Here is a 21248-nt window from a genome sequence, read left to right on the forward strand (position 1 = left end):
CACCCCCGTGTCAGCCCACCCGCGGGCTGACAAGCCACCCCCGCGGGATGACGTCCCGCAGCACCCCCGTGTCAGCCCACCCGCGGGCTGACAGGCCACCCGTGCGGGACGTCATCCCGCAGGAGTGGGTCAGCGGGTGTGGGTCAGCGGCGGTGCCAGGCGTCCTCGGAGCGGGTGCGCTCGACCGCGGCGGCGGGGAGGTCCTTGGCGAGCAGGTGGGCGACGGTGACGTCCTCCAGCACCTCGCGCAGGCTGGAGCGGACGGCGATCCAGACCGACTGCAGGGCCTCGGCCGACCCCTCGTAGGAGACGTCCTCGGGCGCGCGGCCGTGGACGCTGACCAGCGGTCCGTCGGTGGCGCGAATGACGTCGGCGACGGAGATCTCGCCGGCCGGCGTGAGCAGGGCCCAGCCGCCGGCCTGACCCCGCTGGCTCGCGACCAGCCCGGCGCGGCGCAGGTCGGCCAGGACCGCGAGCAGGAAGTCGCGCGGGATGTCCTGGGCGGTGGAGATCGACTCCGCCGAGCGGGGGCGGTCGCTCTCGTTGCCCGCGATCTCGATCAGGGCGCGCACCGCGTAGTCGACCTTCGCGGAGATCTTCAACGCGCCCTCCAGGCTGTCGGCAGTGTCGATCCGGCACGACGCTCCGGAGCGAACCCGAACATCAGTGCTCTACTCACTATTGAACCTCAGGTCCGAGCACCGTTCGCAGCACCGGCAGCCCGCGGGGCGCGCCGCCGCCGATCAGGGCGTCCAGCGCGGCCGCGTCGAGGTGGTCGGCGACCAGGTCCCCGAGCACGTCGAGCCGGGCCTCGCGGACCGCCGCGAAGCTCACCTCGCCCACCGGCCGGAAGTCCCGGCCCGCCGCGGCGGCGACCTCGGCGAGGAACGCGCGCCGGAACGCGTCGGACTCCAGCGCACCGTGCCAGGTCGTCCCCCACACCGCGCCGGCGCGACAGCCGTCGAGGAACGGGCGGGTGCCGGCGTCGAAGCGGACCCGGCCGTGGTGGATCTCGTAGCCGCGGACCGGCTGCCCGTACTCCTCGCCCGCGGTGCGCCCGACGGTCTTGCGGGGCTCGAAGACGACGTCCGCGGGCAGCAGACCCAGCCCGGCCACGGCCCCGGCCCGCGACTCGACGTCGTCGGTGATCGTGCGCGCCAGCATCTGATAGCCCCCGCACACGCCGAGGACCGGCCGCCCGGCCGCGGCCCGCGCGACGACGGCGTCGGCGAGGCCGCACTCCCGCAACCACGCCAGGTCGGTGACGGTGGCGCGCGTGCCCGGCAGCACGACGAGGTCGGCGTCACCGAGCTCCTCCGGCGCGGTGACGAACCGGACGACGACGCCGGGCTCGGCCGCGAGGGCGTCGAGGTCGGTGAGGTTCGAGATGCGCGGGAGACGCACCGCGGCGACGCGCAGCACGTCCGCGCCCGCCGCCGCGGTGGTGCCCGGCGCCGGACCGGCGGCGTCGAGGGTGAGCGAGTCCTCGGCGTCGAGCCACAGGTTCGGCAGCCAGGGCAGGACGCCGTAGGTCGGACGCCCCGTCAGTTCGCGCAGCCGGTCCAGGCCGGGCGCGAGCAACGACGGGTCGCCGCGGAACTTGTTGACGACGAAGCCGGCGATCAGGGCCTGATCGGCCGGGTCGAGCACCGCGAGCGTGCCGAACATCGCGGCGAGGACGCCGCCGCGGTCGATGTCGCCGACCACAACCACCGGCAGGTCGGCCGCACGCGCCAGGCCCATGTTGGCGATGTCGTCCGCGCGCAGGTTGATCTCCGCGGGGCTGCCCGCCCCTTCGCAGACCACGACGTCGTACCGCGAGCGCAGGTCGGCGAGCGAGTCGAGGACGGTGCTCATCAACTTCGGTTTCAGGTCCCGGTACGACCGCGCCGTCACGTCGGCGACGGGTTCGCCGAGCAGGACGACCTGCGAGCTGCGGTCACTGCCCGGCTTGAGCAGCACCGGGTTCATCGCGGCCTCGGGCTCCAGCCCGGCCGCCGCGGCCTGCATGGCCTGCGCGCGTCCGATCTCCGCCCCGTCCGGCGTGACGGCGGAGTTGTTGGACATGTTCTGGGCCTTGAACGGCGCGACGGCGACCCCGCGCCGGTGCAGCCACCGGCACAGGCCGGCGGTCAGCACACTCTTGCCGGCGTCCGACGTCGTGCCGGCGACGAGCAGGGCGCCCTTCACCCGGACCTGCCCTGACGACCCGTCAGCCCGGCGGCGATCACCGCGAGAGCAGCTGCACCGAGCCCCACCGCTCGCGAGAGCCGGACCGCCCGGCCGATGTCGGCGACCTCGGGCTCCCGCCCGGCGGCGTGCAACGTGCCCCGGGTCTCGACGGCGCCGTGGTAGGTGTTCGCGCCGCCGAGCCGGACGTCGAGCGCGCCGGCCGCCGCCGCCTCGCACCAGCCCGCGTTCGGGCTCGGATGGACCCGCCGGTCCGCGGCGAGAACCGCCGCCGCCCGCCGCGGGGAGCCCCCCACGGCCCGGGCCGCCGGCACCGTCAGCAGACCCGTCAGCCGGGCCGGCAGGAGGTTCGCGACGTCGTCGAGACGCGCGGAGGCCCACCCGAAGTTCGTGTGGCGCTCGTTGCGGTAGCCGACCATCGCGTCGAGGGTGTTCACCGCGCGGTACCCCACCAGCCCCGGCACGCCGGCGACCGCGCCCCAGAACAACGGCGCGACGACGGCGTCGCCGGTGTTCTCCGCGACGGACTCGACCGTGGCGCGGGCGAGCTCCTTCTCCCCCAGCCCCGACGGGTCCCGGGCGCACAGGTGCGAGAGCCGACCCCGGGCGGCCGACAGGTCGCCGCCCTGGAGATGACGAGCCATCAGATCCGCCTCGCGACCGAGGCTGGTCCCGCCGAGCACGGCCCACGTGCTCACCGCCGTCAGCGCGGTCTCGGCCAGCGGCGACCGCGCCGCCCGCCGCTGCAGCAGGGCAGCTGCCACCACCGGCACTCCGACGGCGAGGGCGGTGTACCGCACGCCGGCGGCGCGGGAGTCGCGCCAGGTCGCGCGTTCGAGAGCGGCGGCCGCCCGCCCGAACCCCGCGACCGGGTGGCCGCGCCGCGGGTCGGCGAGCAGGGCGTCAGCCAGGACGCCCAGCGCCAATCCCGTCGCGCGCGTCCGTCTCACGCCCGGCGACGTTAGCGGACGGCTCCGCCGCCGCCGTCACCCGCGGGCGGGCGGCCCACCAGGCCGCCGCCGCGACCGCGGCGATCACCGCCAGCCAGATGCCGTGGCGCACCCACACCTCGGCGCCCGAGCCCTCCTGGTACGGCGGGAGAAAGACCTTCCACCCGTCGTAGAGCGGGTTGTCGACCTTGTCGAAGGCGAAGACCCAGGTGATGCGGCGGTCCCAGCCGTCGGAGAGGAACGCGGCCATCGAGAACAGGCCGACGAACCCGAGCGCGGCGGCGCCGACCAGCACCGCGGGCGGCGAGGTCGAGAGCCACCACGCGATGACGAGGACGAGCAGCGGCAGGATCACGACGATCTGCCGGCCCGGCGACCAGAACCCGCTCATCGTCAGCGCGACGAAGGTCGCGACCAGCCACCCCGCCGTCGCCGGGACCACCAGCGCCGTCCAGTGCCGCGGTCGCGCGGCGATCAGCGCCGCGACCGCCGGGATCACGAGCAGCCAGGCCGGCTGCCAGGCCGCGATTCCCCAGTGCCGGTCGATCAGCAGCCCGGTCAGGCGCCGGCTGCGCCCGAGGTAGTCCGGGTTCGTCCCGACGACCGCGAACTCCCCCGGTTCCTGGAAGAAGTCGCCGGAGGCGTAGACCGTCCACCCGCCCCAGACGATCTTGTGCACGACGAGGTAGATCGCGCCCATCGCGGCGAACACCCCGACGAGCACGGCGGCCGCCGGGCGGCCGCGGTCGCGCCAGAGCCGCCACAGCCCGACCAGGGCCAGCATCGCCGCCACCGCGGAGTACTTCACGCTCAGCCACGGCAGGGCGACGACGGCGAGCACGAACGTCACCTGCGCCCGGCGCGACCACGAACCGGTCAGCGCGGCCACCGCGACCAGCGCCGCCAGCGCCGCCGGCATCTCGGGGTAGATCTGCTGGGCGTAGATCGCCAGCGGTGGCGAGGCGAACGCGACCGACACGACGGCGGTCGCGAGGGACGGCCGCACGCCGAGGCGCCGGACCGCGATCCACACCGTGAGGGCCGCGGCCAGACCGGCCAGGACGCAGACCGTCGCCTTCGCGGCCTGGAAACCCCACAGGCCCATCGGCGCGGCGATGAGGATCGGGAGCAGCGGGTCGTGCGGGCTGATCTGACTGCCGTCGGCCTTGGGCTCGGTCTGCACCGGCAGGTTCGCGTCGTGGAACGCACGCCAGCGCCGGTCGTACAGCTCGTCGGAGATGTCGAGGTCGCCGTCCTCGGCGAGCGACAACGCCGTGAGCAGGTACTGCGGCTCGTCGACCGCGGCGCGCCCGCCGATCGTGGCGCGGACGTCGATGCCGAGCAGGCCGACGGTGAGCGCGACGACGAACGCGGCGAGCATCCCCGCCGCGACCACGCGTCGCGGGACCGCGGCCGGCTCGACCCGCGCCGACGCCGGAGTCACGCGCTCAACCGATCCGCGCTCACGCAGGGACGCGGCCGGACTCCGCGACCTGCTCGAAGTCGGCGGCCGCGATCTGACGGGCCACCACATCGGCGAGGTCCGTGTGCGGCACGAAGCCGACGATGCGCTCCAGCCGCCGGGTGTCCGCGCGCGTGTCGGAGACCTCCTCGGGCCCGGCCGGCTCCACGCGTGTGCGGACGTCGACGTCCAGCGCAGTCGCGATCGCGTCGATCATCGCGTCGAGCCGGATCGGGACGCCGGTGCCGACGTTCACGGGCCCGGGCTCCCCCGCGTCCAGCAGCGCGATCAGCGCCCGGGCGGCGTCCCGGACGTCGGTGACGTCACGGGTGCGCTCGGGCCCGCCGAGGATCCGCAGCGGGCGTCCCGCACGCGCGGCGTCGATCCACATCGACAGCGCCATGTCCGAGCGCTGGCCCTCGCCGGCGACCGTGAACGGCCGCGCGACGACCACACGGCCGCCGGCCTCGTTGTGGTCGCGGCACAGGGCCTCGGCCAGCGCCTTGCTCGCGGCGTACCCGCCACGCGGGTTCAGGGGGTCGGTCTCCGCGCACGGGCGGCCGCCGACCGACCCGCCGTAGATCGAGGACGAGGTCGCCACGACGACGGTCGTCCGCCGGGGGGCGGCGCCGAGCACCGCGGCGGTGGCCAGCACGTTGTCGCGGTGCCGGTGCCAGGCGACGTCGGTGCGGGAGTCCCGCACACCCGGGCAGCCGGCGAGGTGGATGACACCGCCGGCCTCACGGATCGCGTCGGCGGCGACGCCGTCGGACCCGATCAGGTCGGCGTGCAGCTCGGTGTGGCCGGGACCGGTGGGCACGCCGCCGCGCCGGTCGATGCCGATCACCTCGCGCCCCGCGGCGAGCAGACGCGCCACGACGGCCTGACCGAGGAACCCGGCCGACCCGGTGACCACGACTGCCATGCTCGATCTCCTCCGTCGCCCCAGGGACACCGCCGGTGACCCGGCGGTCGCGCTGGCAAGGCTAGCCTGGCCTTTCTCAAGAAAGGTGCATGCGCGAGTAGCGACAGGAGCAGCGAGTGCGAAAGGCACGCACGGTCGTCGGCGTCGTCGTGCTCGCGCTGTCGGTGGTCTACCTGGTCCGGGTCGTCGACGGTCCGGTGCTCCGGGAGACCGCGGAGGCCCTGGCCGCGGCGCCGGGTCCGCTGGCGCTGGTCCTGCTCTGCTACGCCGCGGCGTTCGCCCTCCGGTCCTGGGCGTGGACCCGCACCCTGCCCGGCCTCTCGTTCGGCCAGTCCTGGGCCGCGCTGCACGTCTCCGTGCTCGGCAACCACGTCCTGCCCTTCCGCCTCGGCGAGATCCTGCGGGTGACGTCGGTGCTGCGCCGCACCCCGTTGGCCGTCGGCCCGGTGACCGCCACGACGGTGACCCTGCGCCTGGCCGACCTGCTCTCGGTCGCGGTGCTGGCACTGGTCGCGGTCCCCGGGCTCGCCGGCGAGCTGATCGGCGCGTGGGCCTGGGTGCTCGCCGTCGCCCTCGCCCTCGCGGCCGTCCCGGTGCTGCTGTGGGCCCGGGGCCTGGCGGCGCGCGGCCCGGGCGAGCTGCGGATGCCCGCCGCGACGATCGTCGGGACGGCGTTCGTCGCCTGGGCCCTGGAGGCCACGCTCGCCTGGCAGGTCGCCCACGCCGCCGGCGTCTCCCTGGACTACCACGAGGCGATCGCCGTGACCGCGGTCGCGATCGCGGCGCAGACGGTCGCGCTCACCCCCGGCGGCATCGGGTCCTACGAGGCCGCGGGCACGGCGGCCCTGGCGGCGCTGGGCGTCGACGCCGGTACGGCGTTCGCGATCGCTCTCGCCACGCATGCGGTGAAGACCGCGTACTCACTCGTGGTCGGAGGCGTGGCACTGGTGACGCCGACCCCCGGCTACTGGGGCAACCTCCGGCTGCCGCGGGTGCTGCCGCCGCGACCCGAACCGGTCCCGGTGGCACCGGACGCCCCGGTCGTCGCGGTGATCCCGGTCTACAACGAGCAGGACGTGGTCGCCGAGGTCGTGGGCCGCCTGCCGAGGACGGTCGCGGGCCGGCCCCTGGTCTGCATCGTCGTCGACGACGGGTCGGCCGACGCGTCCGCCGCCCGCGCGGCGGAGGCCGGGGCCGTCGTCGTCCCGCACGAGGTCAACCGTGGCCTCGGCGCGGCCGTCCGCACCGCGCTGCGCGAGGCGAGCGCGCTCTCCCCCGCCGCGGTCGTCTACCTGGACGCCGACGGCGAGTACGCGCCCGAGGACCTGCCGACGGTCGTGGCCCCCGTCCTGGCCGGGACCGCCGACTACGTCGTCGGTTCGCGCTTCGCCGGCAACATCGAGCACATGCGCCCGCACCGGCGGTTCGGGAACCTCGTCCTGACCCGGTGGGTGCGCTGGACGGCGCGGCGCCGCGACCTGACCGACGGCCAGAGCGGGTACCGCGCCTTCTCGCCCCGCGCGGCCGCCGAGGCGGAGATCATCCACGACTACAACTACGCCCAGGTCCTCACGCTCGACCTGCTCGGCAAGGGATTCGTCTACGCCGAGGTCCCGATCCGCTACCACTTCCGGACCACCGGCGACTCGTTCGTCAAGCTCGGCCGGTACCTGCGGAAGGTGGTACCGGCCGTGCACCGCGAACTCAACGCGGACCGCGCGAGCGCGCGGCCCGCGGGCTTCCCTACTGCCCGCTGGCGGACCCGCTCGATGACCCCGACCCGCTGACCGACCCGCTGCTCGAGCCGGACCCGGAGCCGGACCCGGAGCCACTGCCGGAGCCACTGCCGGAACCACTGCCGCCGCCGGAGATGCCCTGCTCCTCGGTCAGGTTGCGGACCTGACCGCCGTCGTCGTCCCCACAGGCCGCGAGGCCCGCGACGCCGGCCACCAGACCCGCGGCGAGGATCAGTCGGCTTCCGACGACTCGGGTACGGCGCAGTCTCATCTTGTGTCCTCACGTGAGTTCTCGGGCAGGTCGCGCGCGACCCGTTCAGGCTTCGGGGTTAGGTTAGGCTGCCCATCGGGTGACTGACGATCAACGTGCAAGGGTGTGAGTCGTGTTCCGCAAGTCGCTCCGGATGCCGCTTCGAGTGGCCGCCGTCCTGACGCTGTGCCTTCCGTTCCTCGTGGCGTGCGGCGGTGACGACAAGAGCACGATCCGTGTCTACTCCGGTCGTCACTACGACCTCGAAGTGGCGTTCACGCAGTTCGCCAAGGAGACCGGCATCAACGTCGAGTTCCTCTACGGCGGCGACGCGGAGCTCCTCGAGCGGATCAAGGCCGAGGGCGAGGACACGCCCGCCGACATCTTCATGACCGTCGACGCCGGCAACCTCTGGAACGCGGCGCAGCAGGACCTGCTGCTGCCGTTGCAGTCCCCGGTGCTCGACGAGGCCGTGCCGGAGGGGCTGCGCGACCCGCAGGACCGCTGGGTCGGGCTGAGCATGCGCGTGCGCACCCTGATGTACAACCCCGACAAGGTGCAGCCGAGCGACTTCGACGCGACCGACTCCTACGCCGGGCTCGGCGACCCCAAGTGGAAGGGCCGCCTGTGCATGCGGACCTCCAAGTCGTCGTACGTGCAGTCCCTGGTCGCGCAGATGATCGACAGGCAGGGCCGTGACCGCGCCCTGGAGATCGTGAAGAGCTGGGTCGCCAACGACGTCAACATCATCGGCGACGACGTCACCATCCTGAAGACGGTCAACGCCGGCGGCTGCGACGTCGCGATCACCAACCACTACTACCTGGCGCGGATCCTCGACGACGACAGCAACTTCAAGGTCAAGCCGTACTGGGCGAACCAGAGCGGCGAGGGCGTCCACGTCAACATCTCGGGCGCCGGGGTCCTGAAGAACTCCGACAACGTCGCCGACGCGCAGAAGCTGATCGAGTGGCTGGCCACGAAGGGCGCCAACGCCTTCGTCGACGGCAACCACGAGTACCCGGTGAACCCGGACGTGAAGCCGGAGGAGCTGATCTCTGGCTTCGGCACGTTCAAGTTCCAGCCGATCAACGCGGAGGCGTACGGCAAGCTCAACGCCGACGCGATCGCGCTGATGTCGGAGGCCGGCTACCGGTGACACGGTCGCCGGTGCCGAGAGTCCGCAGGTGACTCTGCTCGACCCGGGCGTCACCGCCCCGAGCGCCGAACCGGGCCGGAGCCGCACCGGCGGCGCCGGGACCGGCCGGATCGGCTGGGCCGTCGCCGTCTTCGTCGTCGCCCTCGTCGCGGCGGCGCCGGTGATCGCGGTCGTGATCGACGCCGTCGCTGCGACCGGCCACGACGTGAAGTGGCCGCCCCGCCTCGGCGAGATGATCTGGACGACGTTCGTCCTGCTGATCGGCGTCGGGGCGCTGACCGTCCTCATCGGCGGTGGGCTGGCCTGGGTCGTGACCGCCTACGACTTCCCCGGCCGCGGCGCGTTCTCGTGGCTGCTGGTCCTGCCGCTGGCGATGCCCGCGTACATCCTCGGGTTCATCTACCTGTCGGTCCTCGACTACCCCGGCCCGGTGCAGACGCAGTGGCGCGAGTGGTTCGGCCAGGACGCCTGGTTCCCCGACGTCCGCTCGACCGGCATGGCGATTCTCGTCCTGTCGCTGTGCCTCTACCCGTACGTCTACCTGCTGGCGCGCTCGGCGCTGCTGGAGCAGGCTCCGGCCACCTACGACGCCGCCCGGTCACTGGGGTGCGGCCCGTGGGCGGCCCTGCGCCGCGTCGTGCTGCCGCTGGCCCGGCCGTCGCTGATGGCGGGCGCGGCCCTGGTGATGATGGAGACCCTGACCGACTTCGGGACCGTCACCTACTTCAACGTCGACACGGTCACGGTCGGGGTCTACCAGGTCTGGAAGGGCACGTTCGACCGCCAGTCCGCGACGGTGCTCGCGAGCCTGGTGCTCTCCTTCGCGATCCTCGTGATCCTCGCCGAGCGCCTGGCCCGCGGCCGCGCGCGGTACCTGCAGCGCGGCGGGCCCGAACGCGGCTTCACCCCGATCCGGCTGACCGGCGCGCGGGCCTGGGCCACGACCGCCGCCTGCAGCGCGCTGCTCGGCGTCGCGTTCGTCCTCCCGCTCGGCCAACTGGTGTGGTGGGCGGCCACGACGGACGAGGGCGGTTTCTCCAGCATCGTCGACGACCGCTACCTGGACTACCTCTGGAACAGCCTGCGGATCGGCCTGATCGCCGCCGCGGGTTGCACCGCCGCCGCGGTCGTGATGGCGCACGCGGCGAAGCTGACGCACGGTCGACGGGTCGACGTCGCGGCCCAGCTCGCGACCGTCGGGTACGCGGTGCCGGGTGTCGTCGTGGCGATCGGTGTACTCATCGTCTTCGCCTGGGCGGACGACGGGCTGGAGGGTCTCGGCGTCCCCGGCGGCACCGGACTGGTCGTGACCGGCTCGGTCGCGGGCATCGTCTACGCCTACCTGGTGCGATTCATGGCCCCCGCCTACCAGAGCGTCGACGCCTCGTTCGCGAAGATGTCCCCGTCGCTCACCGGCGCGGCCCTGTCCCTCGGGACCCGGCCGCGGCAGGTGCTGACCCGGGTGCACCTCCCGCTCGCCCGGGCCGGCGTCGCGGTCGCGGCGGTGCTGGTTCTCGTCGACGCGCTGAAGGAGTTGCCGATCGTGCTGCTGCTGCGGCCCTTCGGCTTCACCACGCTCTCGGTGCAGGTCTACCAGGAGGCGTCCGAGACCCGCTGGGAGAGCGCGGCCGTGCCGGCGCTCACCATCGTCGTCGTGGCGATGATCCCGGTGCTGATCCTGTTCCGGAAGATCCTCCCCGCGAAGGCGCACTCATGAGCGACGGCATGCACGTGATCAGCGCGCCGACGTTCCCGCTGACGCTGGAGTCCGTCGTCAAGGACTTCGGGAAGACGCGCGCGGTGGACGGTATCTCGCTGACCGTCGGGCCGGGCGAGATCGTCGCGATGGTCGGGCCGTCCGGGTGCGGGAAGTCGACGACGCTGCGGATGATCGCGGGCCTCGAGCGACCGGACGCGGGCCGGGTGACCCTCGCCGGGCGCTGCGTGGCCGGGCCGGACGTCTGGGTGCCCGCCGAGCGCCGCGGCGTCGGTCTGGTGTTCCAGGACCACGCGCTGTTCCCGCACCTGACGGTCGAGAACAACGTCGGGTTCGGGCTCCCCCGGCGGTCGCCGGACCGGACGGCACGGATCCGCGAGGTCCTTGACCTGGTCTCCCTCGGCCCGCTGGCGGGCCGGTACCCGCACGAGCTCTCCGGCGGTGAGCAGCAGCGGGTCGCGCTGGCCCGGGCGCTCGCGCCCAGGCCGCCGATCGTGCTGCTCGACGAAGCGTTCTCCAGCCTCGACCGCGGCCTGCGCGCGCAGATCCGCACCGACACGGTCGCGATCCTGCGGCACACCGGAACCGCGGCGATCCTGATCACCCACGACCGCGACGAGGCCCTCGCCACCGGCGACCGCGTCGTGATTCTGCGCGGCGGCCGCGTCGAGCAGGACGCCTCCCCGGACGAGGCGTTCCACCACCCCGCCACGCGGTTCGTCGCGACCTTCGTCGGCGACGCGGTGTTCCTGCCGGCCGAGCGCGACGCCGGGATGCTGCACTCCGAGATCGTCGAGGTGGTCGCCCCGCGCGGCCTCGGCCACGGGGCCGTCGAGATCGTCGCGCGCCCGCACGAGGTGACCCTCGACGCCGGCGGTCCCGGCAAGGGTGAGATCACCGCGCTGGAGTTCCAGGGCGCGTTCATCCTCTACACGGTCACGCTGAAGTCCGGCCTGACGATCCGTTCGCTGCAGCCGCACGAACTCCGGCTCGAGATCGGGGCCCGCGTCTCCGTCGGGCTCGCGCCGGGGATCACACCGTCGCTGCTGGTGGACGGCGTTCGTCCGGCGCCGTCAGTGTTCTGACGTCAGGTCAGGAAACTCAGTCCTCGACCACGTGGTCGGCGAACCGGAGCCGGGCCATCGCCCAGGCGCCGTGGTCGAAGCCGACCGGGGTCAGCGCGTCGACGGCGTCGTACGCCATCGCGAGCGCGTGGTGGGTGTTGTCGTGGGCGAACAGACCGAGGCGGCCGAAGGTCGTGACCCCGGAGATCCCGCGGGCCCAGGTGTCGAGCGCCTCGAGCGCCGGCCCGTAGCCACGGGTGTAGACGGGGTAGACGTGCTTGACCCGCCGGACCACGACCTCCTGCACGTTCAACGGGGGCAGCCCGGTGCGCGCCAGGGTGTCGGTCACGATGCCGGTCAGCGTCGCCTCGTCGGCGGAGAACGTCGCGTCGTCGGGGGCACACGGGATCTCGACGCAGAGGACGCTGCGGTCGGTCGGGTCGTCGGCGCTCTCCCGGTAGTTGGTCGGCTCGGAGATCCGGGTGACCGGCGTGCCGTCGGCCGGGAGGTAGTGCGCGTCGAAGGACGTCCACCGGCCCCCGCCGTGGACGAGGTAGACCAGCACCATCGCACGGAAGGTCAGGCTGCCGGAGGCGGCCAGCACCTCGGCCGGGGCGGGTGGGTCGGTCATCGCGGCGAGGCGCGGGAGCGGGACCGTGGAGAACACGTGACGACCCGTCACCGTCGTGCCGTCGGCGGTGCGGACCTGCGGCGCCGAGTCGAGCCCCGAGCGGGGTACGACCCGGTCGACCGCGCTGGAGAGCCGGATGTCGGCGCCCGCGGCGGTGGCGGCGTCGGCGAGCGCCTCGACGATCTGCCCGAAGCCACGGCGCGGGTAGTGAAAGATCTGGCCCTGCCCGGAGCCGCCCTCGCCGGTCGCCCGACTGCGGCGCGCCCGGGAGAGGATCTTCGCCGCGACCTTCCACGGCGTGTCCGCGGTGACGCGGCGACGAGCCTGCTCGCCGTCGATCTCGCTGCCGTCGAGGCCCCACAGCTTGCTCGCGTAGGGCTCGTAGAGGGCGCCGTAGAGGGTCGGGCCGAGACCGGCGCGCAGGACCTCGGCGTAGGTGTCCTGCCGCGGCTTGCGCAACGGGCCGGTCAGCGCGTCGCGCGCGATGCCGGCCAGCAGCCCCGGCGGCAGGGCCTTGGCGAGCTCCACGGGCTTGAGCGGGAAGCCGACCCAGCTGCCGGCGACCCGCAACCGGCCGTTGCGGGGCCGGGTCTGGAGGTCGTCACCGAGGAGTCCGCGCAGGTCCGCGAGCAGCGCCGGAGCGGTCGCGGGGTGCAGCCGGTGACTCCCGGCGTCGACCCGGATACCGCCGACCTCGAAGCTCGCCGCCATCCCACCGACGTACGGCGCCGCCTCGAGCACGACGACGGAACGGCCGGTCCGCGCGGCACGCCAGGCCGCCGCCAGGCCTGCGGGGCCGGCGCCCAGGATCACCACGTCCGCCGACGACCGGCCCGCGCCGGAGCGGGAGATGCCACGACTCACCGGGCCAACCAACCACACCGGTGCCAAGCCCGCCCCAGCGGCCGCTCATGCCCGGCTCACGCTCCGTCAATCGGCTCGTCGCCTCCGGAAAGGCGTGGCTACGGCGGCCGGTGCCGGGCATGCTGAGCCCATGATCGACGGGATCCGGGTCCGCTCGGTCAGCATCCCCGAACGGGAGCTGACCTGGCGATTCTCGCGATCCTCCGGGCCGGGCGGCCAGGGCGTCAACACCGCCGACTCCCGCGTCGAGCTGGTCTTCGACCTCGCCAACTCCGGCGCCTTCTCCCCAGCGCTCCGCGCCCGCGCGCTCGAGCGCCTCCGCACCCGTCTGGTGGACGGCACCGTCGTCGTCGTCGCGTCCGAGCACCGCTCCCAGCTCCGCAACCGCGAGGCCGCCGCCGAGCGCCTCGCCGCGATCCTCACCGACGCCACCGCCCCGCCACCCAAGCCGCGGCGTCCGACAAAGCCCTCGGCCGGCGCCACCGCCCGCCGCCTCGACGCGAAGTCCCGCCGGTCCCGGACCAAGCGCCTCCGCCGCTCCACCGACGACTGACCCGCCTCACCTGTCACACGAGGGGTGACACCCTTTTCGGCGCCAGAAAGGGTGACACCCCTTACTGCGCAGTAAGGGGTGTCACCCTTTACTGCGCAGTAAGGGGTGTCACCCTTTTTGACAGGGGGCGCCGCTCAGGCGAGCAGGCGGACGATCGCGACGGATCCGATCGTGACGATGACCCCGCGCAGGACGTTCGGCGGCAGCTTGCGGGCGATCCGCGCCCCCGTCAGACCGCCGACGATCGAGCCCGCGGCGATCAGCCCGGCGACGCCCCAGTCGATGTCCTCGATCGCGATGAACACGATCGCGGCGACCAGGTTCGCCGTCAGCGCGAGGACGTTCTTGATGGCGTTGAGCACCTGCAGGTCCTCGGCGAGCAGGGTACCGAGCAGTCCCATCAACAGGACGCCCTGCGCCGCTCCGAAGTAACCGCCGTAGATCCCGGTGCCGAGGACGCCGACGGCGAGCACCGCGCCGCCGTGGTGCGGTCGGTGGGGACGGGCCGCGACCGCCGCGGTCAGCCGCGGCTGGAGGATGACGAGGAGCAACGCGATCCCGATCAGCACCGGGACGATCGCCTTGAACGCCCCCGGGGGCAACGTGAGCAGCAGCGTCGCGCCGACGATCGCGCCGACCGTCGTGCACGCGCCCAGGCGACGCAGCCGCTCGCCCTGGCCGCGCAGTTCGCGCCGGTAGGCGACGACGGCGGCGGCGGAGCCCGGGACCAGGCCGACGGTGTTCGACACGTTCGCGAGCACCGGTGGGTAGCCCAGAGCGATCAGGGTGGGGAACGTGATCAGCGTGCCGGATCCGACGACGGCGTTGATCGCGCCCGCGCCCAGCCCGGCGACCGCGATGGCGATCGCGTCCCAGAAGGTCACGCGACCGACGACTCAGCCGGTGCCGGGGCGGTTCGCGTCGGGACCGAGCTTGCCGACCACCGAGCCGAGGCCCTCGAGCGCCTTGCCGAGCTCGCTCGGCACGATCCAGATCTTGTTCGAGTCGCCGCGCGCGATCTCCGGGAGCATCTGCAGGTACTGGTACGCGAGCAGTTCCTGGTCCGGGTTGCCGTCGTGGATGGCGCGGAAGACGGTCTGGATCGCCTCGGCCTCGCCCTGGGCGCGGAGGATCTGCGACTCGCGCTCACCCTCGGCGCGCAGGATCGCGGCCGCCCGCTCGCCCTCGGCGGTGAGGATCTGCGACTGCTTGAAACCCTCCGCGGTGAGGACCGCCGCCCGCTTGTCGCGCTCGGCCCGCATCTGCTGCTCCATCGCGCCCTGGATCGTGGGCGGCGGGTCGATCGCCTTGAGCTCGACGCGGTTGACGCGCAGCCCCCAGCGGCCGGTCGCCTCGTCGAGGACGCCGCGCAGCGCGGCGTTGATCTGGTCGCGCGAGGTCAGCGTCTGTTCCAGCGTCAAACCACCGACGACGTTGCGCAGCGTCGTGACGGTGAGCTGCTCGACACCGGAGATGTAGTCGGCGATCTCGTAGGTCGCGGCCTTGGGGTCCGTCACCTGGAAGTAGATGACGGTGTCGATGCTGACGACGAGGTTGTCTTCCGTGATCACCGGCTGCGGCGGGAACGAGACCACCTGCTCGCGCAGGTCGATCAGCGGGTTGAGCCGGTCGACGAAGGGGACGAGCAACGTCAGCCCGGCGCCGAGGGTGCGCTGGTAGCGGCCGAGACGCTCGACGATCCCGGCCCGGGCCTGCGGCACGATCCGCACCGAGCGCGAGAGCACGACGAGGACGAAGATGGCGATCGCCACCAGCGCGATGGTGACTGCGTCGCTGCCGTTCATGAAACCCCTCTTCGTCAGCCGACCAGGGCGGTCGCGCCCTCGATCTTCAGCACGGCGATGGTCTGCCCCGCCGCGTACGTGCTCGCCCCGTCGTAGGAGCGTGCCGACCACACCTCGCCGGCGAGCTTGACCCGCCCCTCGTGCGGCCCGACCTCGGACAGCACCAGTGCCTCCTGCCCCACGAGCGCGTCGACACCCGTGCGGATCTCCGGGGTGGTGCGCAGGTGGCGCATCGCGACCGGGCGCAGCAGGCCGAGACCCGCGACGGCGACGACGATCGCGACGGCGACCTGGAGCGAGATGTGCCCGTCGGCGCCGGCGACACCCGCGGCGGCCAGCGAGCCGCCGGCCAGCATGATGAAAATCAGATCGAGCGTCAGGACCTCGACGCCGGCCAGCACCGCCGCAGCGATGACCCACCACACCCAGGCGTCCACGTGATCATCGTAGGGGGCGCGGGGAGCACTCAGCCCGAGGCGAGGTGCAGCCGCTCCCGCCCGGCCAGGCGGGCGCTGTACCGGCCGCCGTCGTAGCGCAGCTCGAGACCGATGCCGAAGCAGGACGTCAGATTCGCCGAGGTCAGCGTGTGCTCGATGGGACCGGCGGCGACGACCTTGCCCTCGCGCAGCATGAGGACGTGCGTCATGCCGGCGGGGATCTCCTCGACGTGGTGCGTGACCATGATCATGGCCGGGGAGCCCTCGTCGAGCGCGAGGTTCGAGAGCCGGCGCACGAGGTCCTCACGGCCGCCGAGGTCCAGCCCGGCCGCGGGTTCGTCCAGCAGCACGAGTTCGGGGTCCGGCATCATCGCCCGCGCGATCTGGACGCGCTTGCGCTCGCCCTCGGACAGCGTCCCGTAGGTGCGCTCCGCGAGGTCGAGGACACCGAGGGCCCGCAGCAGGATCTCGGCCCGCTGCCGGTCGAGGTCGGTGTACTTCTCCCGCCACCGTCCGACCATGCCGTAGGACGCGGTGAGGACGACGTCGCGCACGATCTCGTTGCGCGGGAGCCGGTCCGCCAGGGCCGCACTCGCCAGCCCGACGCGGGTGCGGAGCTCGGAGACGTCGGTCTCCCCCAGCGCCTCACCCAGGATGGCCGCCCACCCCGAGGTCGGGTAGAGCTGACCGGCGACGACCTGCAGCAACGTGGTCTTGCCGGCCCCGTTGGGACCGAGCACGATCCAGCGTTCGCCCTCGCGGATCTCCCACGTGACGTCGTCGAGCAGGCGCTTGGTGCCGCGGCGGACGACGACCTCGGCGAGGTCCAGAACCAGCGTCATGACTTCACGGTACGCGAGCGCGGTGGCGACCCTGCGTGCAACGCGCGGCGGGGGTGTGTGGACCTGCGCACCAGGTTCGACCGCTTAGGCTTTTCCGATGGACAGCGTGCTCCGGTCAGGTCGATTCGTGGCGTGGGGCAACGCCGTGCTCGCCGGCCTGGTCTCCCCGGACACCGCCGCCGAACGCATCGCGGGCCGCGACGGCGGCCACCGCGTGCTCGGGTGGGCGGGGTCGGACGAGGACACCCTGACCGTCGCCCTCGCGCGGCTGCGCACCGCAGGCGTCACCGGCCTGCGCCTCGCCCTGCCGGTCCCCGGCGACCTGCTCGGCCTGCCCGGTCCCGCCGAGTTCAACGTCGACGCCCTCGACGCGGGCGAGGCCGTCCTGCTCGACGGTCCCCGGCCGTGGGGCCTGGTCCCCCGCGTCGGCGACGAGGACCCCGACGACTGCGTCGGCATCGCGGTCCGGTGGCAGGCCTTCGCGGTCAACGCCGGGCCGGGCGACCCGACCTCCCTCGCCGAGGCGGAGCGGGAGCTCGCGGAGACGATGCGCGCGGTGACCGACGCCCTCGACGCGCTCGAGGTCGCCCGCTGGCGGCCCGAGGCGGCCGACCGCATCTCGGCGATCCGCTCCGGTCGCAACGGAGACCTGCTCGCCCCCGGCTACCCGGCCCGGGCGCACCGGGTGCTCGCGCTCGCCCAGCGGGTCGCGGCGATCGCCGAGCTGGCCGCCGACGACGACGGCGCGGCCTTCAACGTCAACGGCATCGCCGGGCGGGACGCCGAGCTCCGGGCGCTGGCGCGCGCGGCGCGGCGGGCCCAGCTGGCGGCCTACAACGCGGTCGCCACCGGCGCCGATCAGGACCTGAGGTTCGCGTAGAGCTGCTGGGTCCGGGCCGCGATCTCGGTCCAGGAGAACTGTGAGACGGCCCGCTCCCGGCCCGCCTTGCCCATCGCGTGGGCGCGCTCGGAGTCGCGCAGCAGGGCGTTGACGGCCGCCGCGATGTCGGCCGCGAACGCCTCCGGGTCGCGCGGGGTGCCGGTGCCGTCGTCGACCTGGTCGATCGGGACGAGGATTCCCGTCTCGCCGTCGGCGACGACCTCGGGGATGCCGCCGGTCGCGGTCGCGACGACCGCGGTCTCGCACGCCATCGCCTCCAGGTTCACGATGCCCATCGGCTCGTAGACCGACGGGCAGACGAACACCGACGCGGAGCTGATCAGCTCGACGAGTTCCGGCCGCGGCAGGACCTGGGAGATCCAGTGGATCCCGCTGCGATCGCGGCGCAGCCCGGCGACCAGCTCCGAGACCTCCTCCGCGATCTGCGGCGTGTCCGGGGCGCTGGCGCACAACACGAGCTGGGCGTCGGGGTCGAAGTCCCGGGCGGCGTGCAGGAGGTGCGGCATCCCCTTCTGGCGGGTGATGCGCCCGACGAACAGGACCACCGGCCGGTCCGGGTCGATCCCGTGACGTGCCATCAGGTCCGGCGAGGGCCGCGGGGCGTACTCGTCGGTGTCGATGCCGTTGTGAATGACGTGGACCTTCCCCGGGTCCACGTCCGGGTAGCAGCGCAGCACGTCCGCCCGCATGCCGGCGGAGACCGCGATGACCGCGTCGGCGGCCTCGACCGCAGTGCGCTCGACCCAGCTCGAGAGCTGGTAGCCGCCGCCGAGCTGCTCGGCCTTCCACGGCCGCAGCGGCTCCAGCGAGTGGGTCGTCATCACGTGCGGGACGCCGTGGAGCAGCTTCGCGACGTGGCCGGCCAGATTCGCGTACCAGGTGTGGGAGTGCACGACGTCCGCGCCCTCGCAGCCGGCGGCGATCTCCAGGTCGACCCCGAGGACGCCGAGCGCCGAGTTCGCGCCCTCCAGTCCGCCGGGGACCCGGTACGCGGACACTCCGTCGCCGTCCCGTGGCGCTCCGAAACAGCGCACGCGCACGTCGGTGAGCCGCCGCAGCTCACGAGCGAGGTACTCGACGTGCACGCCGGCGCCGCCGTAGACCTCCGGGGGGTACTCCCTGGTGAGCAAGTCGACCCGCATCCGAGGAAAGGTACTAGTGACGGCTGAGCGTCGGGTGGGGGACTAACCTCACGGGCATGGCGTCGCCCCGGGTTCTTGCGATCGTCCTCGCCGGCGGCGAGGGCAAGCGGCTGATGCCGCTGACCGGTGACCGGGCCAAGCCCGCCGTGCCCTTCGGCGGCATCTACCGGCTGGTCGACTTCGTCCTGTCGAACCTGGTCAACGGCGGCTATCTCAAGATCGTCGTGCTGACGCAGTACAAGAACCACAGCCTGGACCGGCACATCTCCCGGACCTGGCGCATGTCGACGATGCTCGGCAACTACGTCACGCCGGTCCCCGCGCAGCAGCGCCGCGGACCGCACTGGTTCGCCGGGTCGGCCGACGCGATCTTCCAGAACCTGAACCTGATCGACGACGAGCAGCCCGAGCACATCATCGTCTTCGGCGCGGACCACATCTACCGGATGGACCCGCGGCAGATGGTCGCGCAGCACATCGAGTCCGGTCTCGGGGTGACGGTCGCCGCCGTCCGCCAGCCGCGCAGCCTCGCCGACCAGTTCGGCGTGATCACCGCCGACTCCTCGGGCACCAAGATCGCGCAGTTCCAGGAGAAGCCGACGGACGCGCAGGGTCTGCCGGACTCCCCCGACGAGATCTACGCCTCGATGGGCAACTACGTCTTCAAGACCTCGACGCTGGTGCGCGCGGTCACCGAGGACGCGATGGACCCGACGAGCCGCCACGACCTCGGCGGCAACATCATCCCGAAGCTGGTCGCCCAGGGGCAGGCCGGCGTCTACGACTTCTCGCGCAACGAGGTGCCCGGCCCGCCCGGGCGGGAGATCGCCTACTGGCGCGACGTCGGGACCCTGGACGCCTTCTACGAGGCGCACATGGACCTGATCTCGGCCAACCCGGCGTTCAACCTCTACAACCGCGAGTGGCCGATCTACACCCTGCAGGACCCGTGGCCCCCGGCCCGCTTCGTCGGCGGGACCGAGGGCGTCACCGGCCACGCCGTCGAGTCCATGGTCTCGGACGGCGTGCAGGTCGCGGGCTCGGTGGAGCGCTCGGTGCTCTCCCCCGGCGTGGTGGTCGGCCGCAATGCGCGCGTCGAGGGCTGTGTGCTCCTCGACGGCGTACGGATCGGGCAGGACGCCGTCGTCCGCAACGCGATCCTCGACAAGAACGTGGTCGTCCCCGACGGCTTCCAGCTCGGCGTGCACGACAAGGACGCCGACCTCAAGCGCGTCACGATCACCGAGGACGGCATCCGCGTGGTCGCGAAGGGCACCACGCTGGAACTGCCATGACCCACCCGGAGATGACGCGGTAGATGGCCGCCGACCGCACCCTTCTCGTGACGATCACCGGGCGGGACCGTCCCGGCGTGACCGCGGCGCTGTTCGACGCCCTGGTGGGCTACGACGTCGAGGTCGTCGACGTCGAGCAGGTCGTGATCCGCGGCCGGCTCGTGCTCGGGGTGCTGGTCGCCCCGGGGACCGAGGAGGCCGGGCTGCGCGCCGCGGTCACCAAGGTCGCCACCGAGCTCGGCATGGACGTCGAGATCGCCTCCGGCACCGGGGACAACCTGCCCCGCCGGGACGGGCGCCTGCACGTGACCGTCCTCGGGCACCCGCTGCGGACCGCGGCGATGGCGGGCGTCGCCGCACGGATCGCCGAGCGCGGGGCGAACATCGACCGCATCATGCGGCTGTCCCGCTCCCCCGTCACCAGCCTCGAGCTGAACGTCTCCGGCGTCACCGACACCGAGGACCTGCGGATCGCCCTCGCCGCCGAGGCCTCGGCCCGCGGCGTCGACATCGCGGTGCACCCGGCCGGCCTGCACCGCCGGGGCAAGCGGCTCGTCGTGATGGACGTCGACTCGACCCTGATCCAGGGCGAGGTCATCGAGATGCTCGCCGCGCACGCGGGCTTTCTCGAGCAGGTCGCCGAGATCACCGAGGCCGCGATGCGCGGGGAGCTGGACTTCGAGCAGTCCCTGCGCGCCCGCGTCGCCCTCCTCGCCGGGCTCGACGCCTCCGTCATCGACGAGGTCCGCGCGGCGGTCAAGCTCACCCCGGGCGCCCGGACGCTGATCCGGACCCTCAAGCGCCTCGACCACGAGGTCGCGATCGTCTCCGGCGGCTTCACCCAGATCACCGACGGGCTCGTCGAGGAGCTCGGCCTCGACTACGCCGCGGCGAACACGCTCGAGATCGTCGACGGGAAGCTCACCGGCCAGGTGGTGGGCCCGGTCGTCGACCGCGCGTTCAAGGCGCGGGCCCTCGAGCAGTTCGCCTCGCTCGCCGGGGTCCCGCTCTCGCAGACGGTCGCGATCGGCGACGGCGCGAACGACCTCGACATGCTCGCCAAGGCCGGCCTCGGTGTCGCGTTCAACGCCAAGCCGCTGGTCCGCAAGCAGGCCCGCGCCGCGATCAACGTCCCGTACCTGGACGCCCTGCTGTTCCTGCTCGGGATCTCCCGGGAAGAGGTCGAGGCCGCCGACGCCCTCGACGCCCTCACCCCGAACTGACGCGCCCCGCCACCAGGGGTGACACCCTTTCTGGCGCCGAAAGGGGTGACTGTGAAAGTCGCCTCTGCAGCCTGAGCCGTTTGTGGTGGGCTGTGGCTATGG

General features: G+C 73.2%; 20 protein-coding genes. 8 read left to right on the forward strand and 12 right to left on the reverse strand.

Annotation, left to right across the window (positions count from 1 at the left end):
- Nucleotides 1-143: 143 nt before the first annotated feature.
- The 5 genes from ABD401_RS14085 to ABD401_RS14105 all read right to left on the reverse strand — a co-directional run bounded on the left by ABD401_RS14085 (nucleotide 144) and on the right by ABD401_RS14105 (nucleotide 5527).
- Nucleotides 144-602, reverse strand: coding sequence for an RrF2 family transcriptional regulator (locus ABD401_RS14085; RefSeq protein WP_344605738.1), 459 nt, complete (start codon nucleotides 600-602; stop codon nucleotides 144-146).
- Nucleotides 603-678: 76 nt separating this feature from the next.
- Nucleotides 679-2190, reverse strand: a complete 1512-nt coding sequence (locus ABD401_RS14090) for a cobyric acid synthase (protein ID WP_344605740.1) — start codon at nucleotides 2188-2190, stop codon at nucleotides 679-681.
- Complete coding sequence (locus ABD401_RS14095) at nucleotides 2187-3140, reverse strand: cobalamin biosynthesis protein (RefSeq protein ID WP_344605742.1); 954 nt, start codon at nucleotides 3138-3140, stop codon at nucleotides 2187-2189. The genes ABD401_RS14090 and ABD401_RS14095 overlap by 4 nt, the downstream gene beginning before the upstream one ends.
- Nucleotides 3094-4584, reverse strand: a complete 1491-nt coding sequence (locus tag ABD401_RS14100) for a hypothetical protein (protein WP_344605744.1) — start codon at nucleotides 4582-4584, stop codon at nucleotides 3094-3096. Before ABD401_RS14100 ends, ABD401_RS14095 begins: the two co-directional genes overlap by 47 nt.
- A gap of 19 nt (nucleotides 4585-4603) precedes the next feature.
- Complete coding sequence (locus ABD401_RS14105; RefSeq protein WP_344605746.1) at nucleotides 4604-5527, reverse strand: NAD-dependent epimerase/dehydratase family protein; 924 nt, start codon at nucleotides 5525-5527, stop codon at nucleotides 4604-4606.
- Nucleotides 5528-5643: 116 nt separating this feature from the next.
- Between ABD401_RS14105 and ABD401_RS14110 the strand changes: the two genes are divergently transcribed.
- Nucleotides 5644-7314: a lysylphosphatidylglycerol synthase domain-containing protein gene (locus tag ABD401_RS14110; protein ID WP_344605748.1), complete on the forward strand. Its 1671-nt coding sequence runs from the start codon at nucleotides 5644-5646 to the stop codon at nucleotides 7312-7314.
- On the opposite strand, the gene ABD401_RS14115 is transcribed toward ABD401_RS14110, so the two are convergent.
- Entirely contained in the window at nucleotides 7271-7534 is a 264-nt protein-coding gene (locus tag ABD401_RS14115; protein ID WP_344605750.1) for a hypothetical protein, read from the reverse strand. The genes ABD401_RS14110 and ABD401_RS14115 overlap by 44 nt on opposite strands.
- 112 nt (nucleotides 7535-7646) lie before the next feature.
- On the opposite strand from ABD401_RS14115, the gene ABD401_RS14120 reads away from it, so the two are divergent.
- From ABD401_RS14120 to ABD401_RS14130, 3 genes are read left to right on the forward strand one after another with little or no spacing between them, the layout of a single operon-like run.
- On the forward strand, nucleotides 7647-8672 hold the full coding sequence (locus ABD401_RS14120; protein WP_344605752.1) for an extracellular solute-binding protein: 1026 nt from the start codon (nucleotides 7647-7649) through the stop codon (nucleotides 8670-8672).
- 28 nt (nucleotides 8673-8700) lie between these two features.
- Nucleotides 8701-10389, forward strand: a complete 1689-nt coding sequence (locus tag ABD401_RS14125) for an ABC transporter permease (protein ID WP_344605754.1) — start codon at nucleotides 8701-8703, stop codon at nucleotides 10387-10389.
- On the forward strand, nucleotides 10386-11474 hold the full coding sequence (locus ABD401_RS14130; RefSeq protein WP_344605756.1) for an ABC transporter ATP-binding protein: 1089 nt from the start codon (nucleotides 10386-10388) through the stop codon (nucleotides 11472-11474). Before ABD401_RS14125 ends, ABD401_RS14130 begins: the two co-directional genes overlap by 4 nt.
- 16 nt (nucleotides 11475-11490) lie before the next feature.
- Here ABD401_RS14130 and ABD401_RS14135 read toward each other — a convergent pair whose 3' ends face one another.
- Nucleotides 11491-12948: a protoporphyrinogen/coproporphyrinogen oxidase gene (locus ABD401_RS14135; RefSeq protein WP_344605758.1), complete on the reverse strand. Its 1458-nt coding sequence runs from the start codon at nucleotides 12946-12948 to the stop codon at nucleotides 11491-11493.
- A gap of 130 nt (nucleotides 12949-13078) precedes the next feature.
- On the opposite strand from ABD401_RS14135, the gene arfB reads away from it, so the two are divergent.
- On the forward strand, nucleotides 13079-13501 hold the full coding sequence (gene arfB / locus ABD401_RS14140) for an alternative ribosome rescue aminoacyl-tRNA hydrolase ArfB (RefSeq protein ID WP_344605760.1): 423 nt from the start codon (nucleotides 13079-13081) through the stop codon (nucleotides 13499-13501).
- Nucleotides 13502-13635: 134 nt separating this feature from the next.
- On the opposite strand, the gene ABD401_RS14145 is transcribed toward arfB, so the two are convergent.
- Genes ABD401_RS14145 through ABD401_RS14160 form a run of 4 tightly spaced genes read right to left on the reverse strand, consistent with a single transcriptional unit; the run spans nucleotide 13636 to nucleotide 16585 of the window.
- Complete coding sequence (locus ABD401_RS14145) at nucleotides 13636-14385, reverse strand: sulfite exporter TauE/SafE family protein (protein ID WP_344605762.1); 750 nt, start codon at nucleotides 14383-14385, stop codon at nucleotides 13636-13638.
- A gap of 12 nt (nucleotides 14386-14397) precedes the next feature.
- Nucleotides 14398-15306 (reverse strand): SPFH domain-containing protein, encoded by a 909-nt coding sequence (locus ABD401_RS14150; RefSeq protein ID WP_344605764.1) that lies wholly within the window; start codon nucleotides 15304-15306, stop codon nucleotides 14398-14400.
- A gap of 14 nt (nucleotides 15307-15320) precedes the next feature.
- Nucleotides 15321-15743 (reverse strand): NfeD family protein, encoded by a 423-nt coding sequence (locus tag ABD401_RS14155; RefSeq protein WP_344605766.1) that lies wholly within the window; start codon nucleotides 15741-15743, stop codon nucleotides 15321-15323.
- Between the two features lie 29 nt (nucleotides 15744-15772).
- Nucleotides 15773-16585 carry an ABC transporter ATP-binding protein gene (locus ABD401_RS14160; protein WP_344605768.1) on the reverse strand — a complete coding sequence of 271 codons (813 nt, stop codon included), beginning with the start codon at nucleotides 16583-16585 and terminating at the stop codon, nucleotides 15773-15775.
- A gap of 97 nt (nucleotides 16586-16682) precedes the next feature.
- Here ABD401_RS14160 and ABD401_RS14165 point away from each other — a divergent pair, with 97 nt between their 5' ends.
- Nucleotides 16683-17465 (forward strand): hypothetical protein, encoded by a 783-nt coding sequence (locus ABD401_RS14165; RefSeq protein ID WP_344605770.1) that lies wholly within the window; start codon nucleotides 16683-16685, stop codon nucleotides 17463-17465.
- Here the strand turns inward: ABD401_RS14165 and glgA are convergent.
- Nucleotides 17444-18628, reverse strand: a complete 1185-nt coding sequence (glgA, locus tag ABD401_RS14170; protein WP_344605772.1) for a glycogen synthase — start codon at nucleotides 18626-18628, stop codon at nucleotides 17444-17446. The genes ABD401_RS14165 and glgA overlap by 22 nt on opposite strands.
- Nucleotides 18629-18684: 56 nt before the next feature.
- On the opposite strand from glgA, the gene glgC reads away from it, so the two are divergent.
- Nucleotides 18685-19923, forward strand: coding sequence for a glucose-1-phosphate adenylyltransferase (glgC, locus tag ABD401_RS14175; protein WP_344605774.1), 1239 nt, complete (start codon nucleotides 18685-18687; stop codon nucleotides 19921-19923).
- A gap of 23 nt (nucleotides 19924-19946) precedes the next feature.
- Nucleotides 19947-21146: a phosphoserine phosphatase SerB gene (gene serB / locus ABD401_RS14180; RefSeq protein ID WP_344605776.1), complete on the forward strand. Its 1200-nt coding sequence runs from the start codon at nucleotides 19947-19949 to the stop codon at nucleotides 21144-21146.
- Nucleotides 21147-21248: the final 102 nt, after the last annotated feature.

Source organism: Sporichthya brevicatena (genome assembly GCF_039525035.1).
Classification (GTDB): Bacteria; Actinomycetota; Actinomycetes; order Sporichthyales; family Sporichthyaceae; genus Sporichthya; species Sporichthya brevicatena.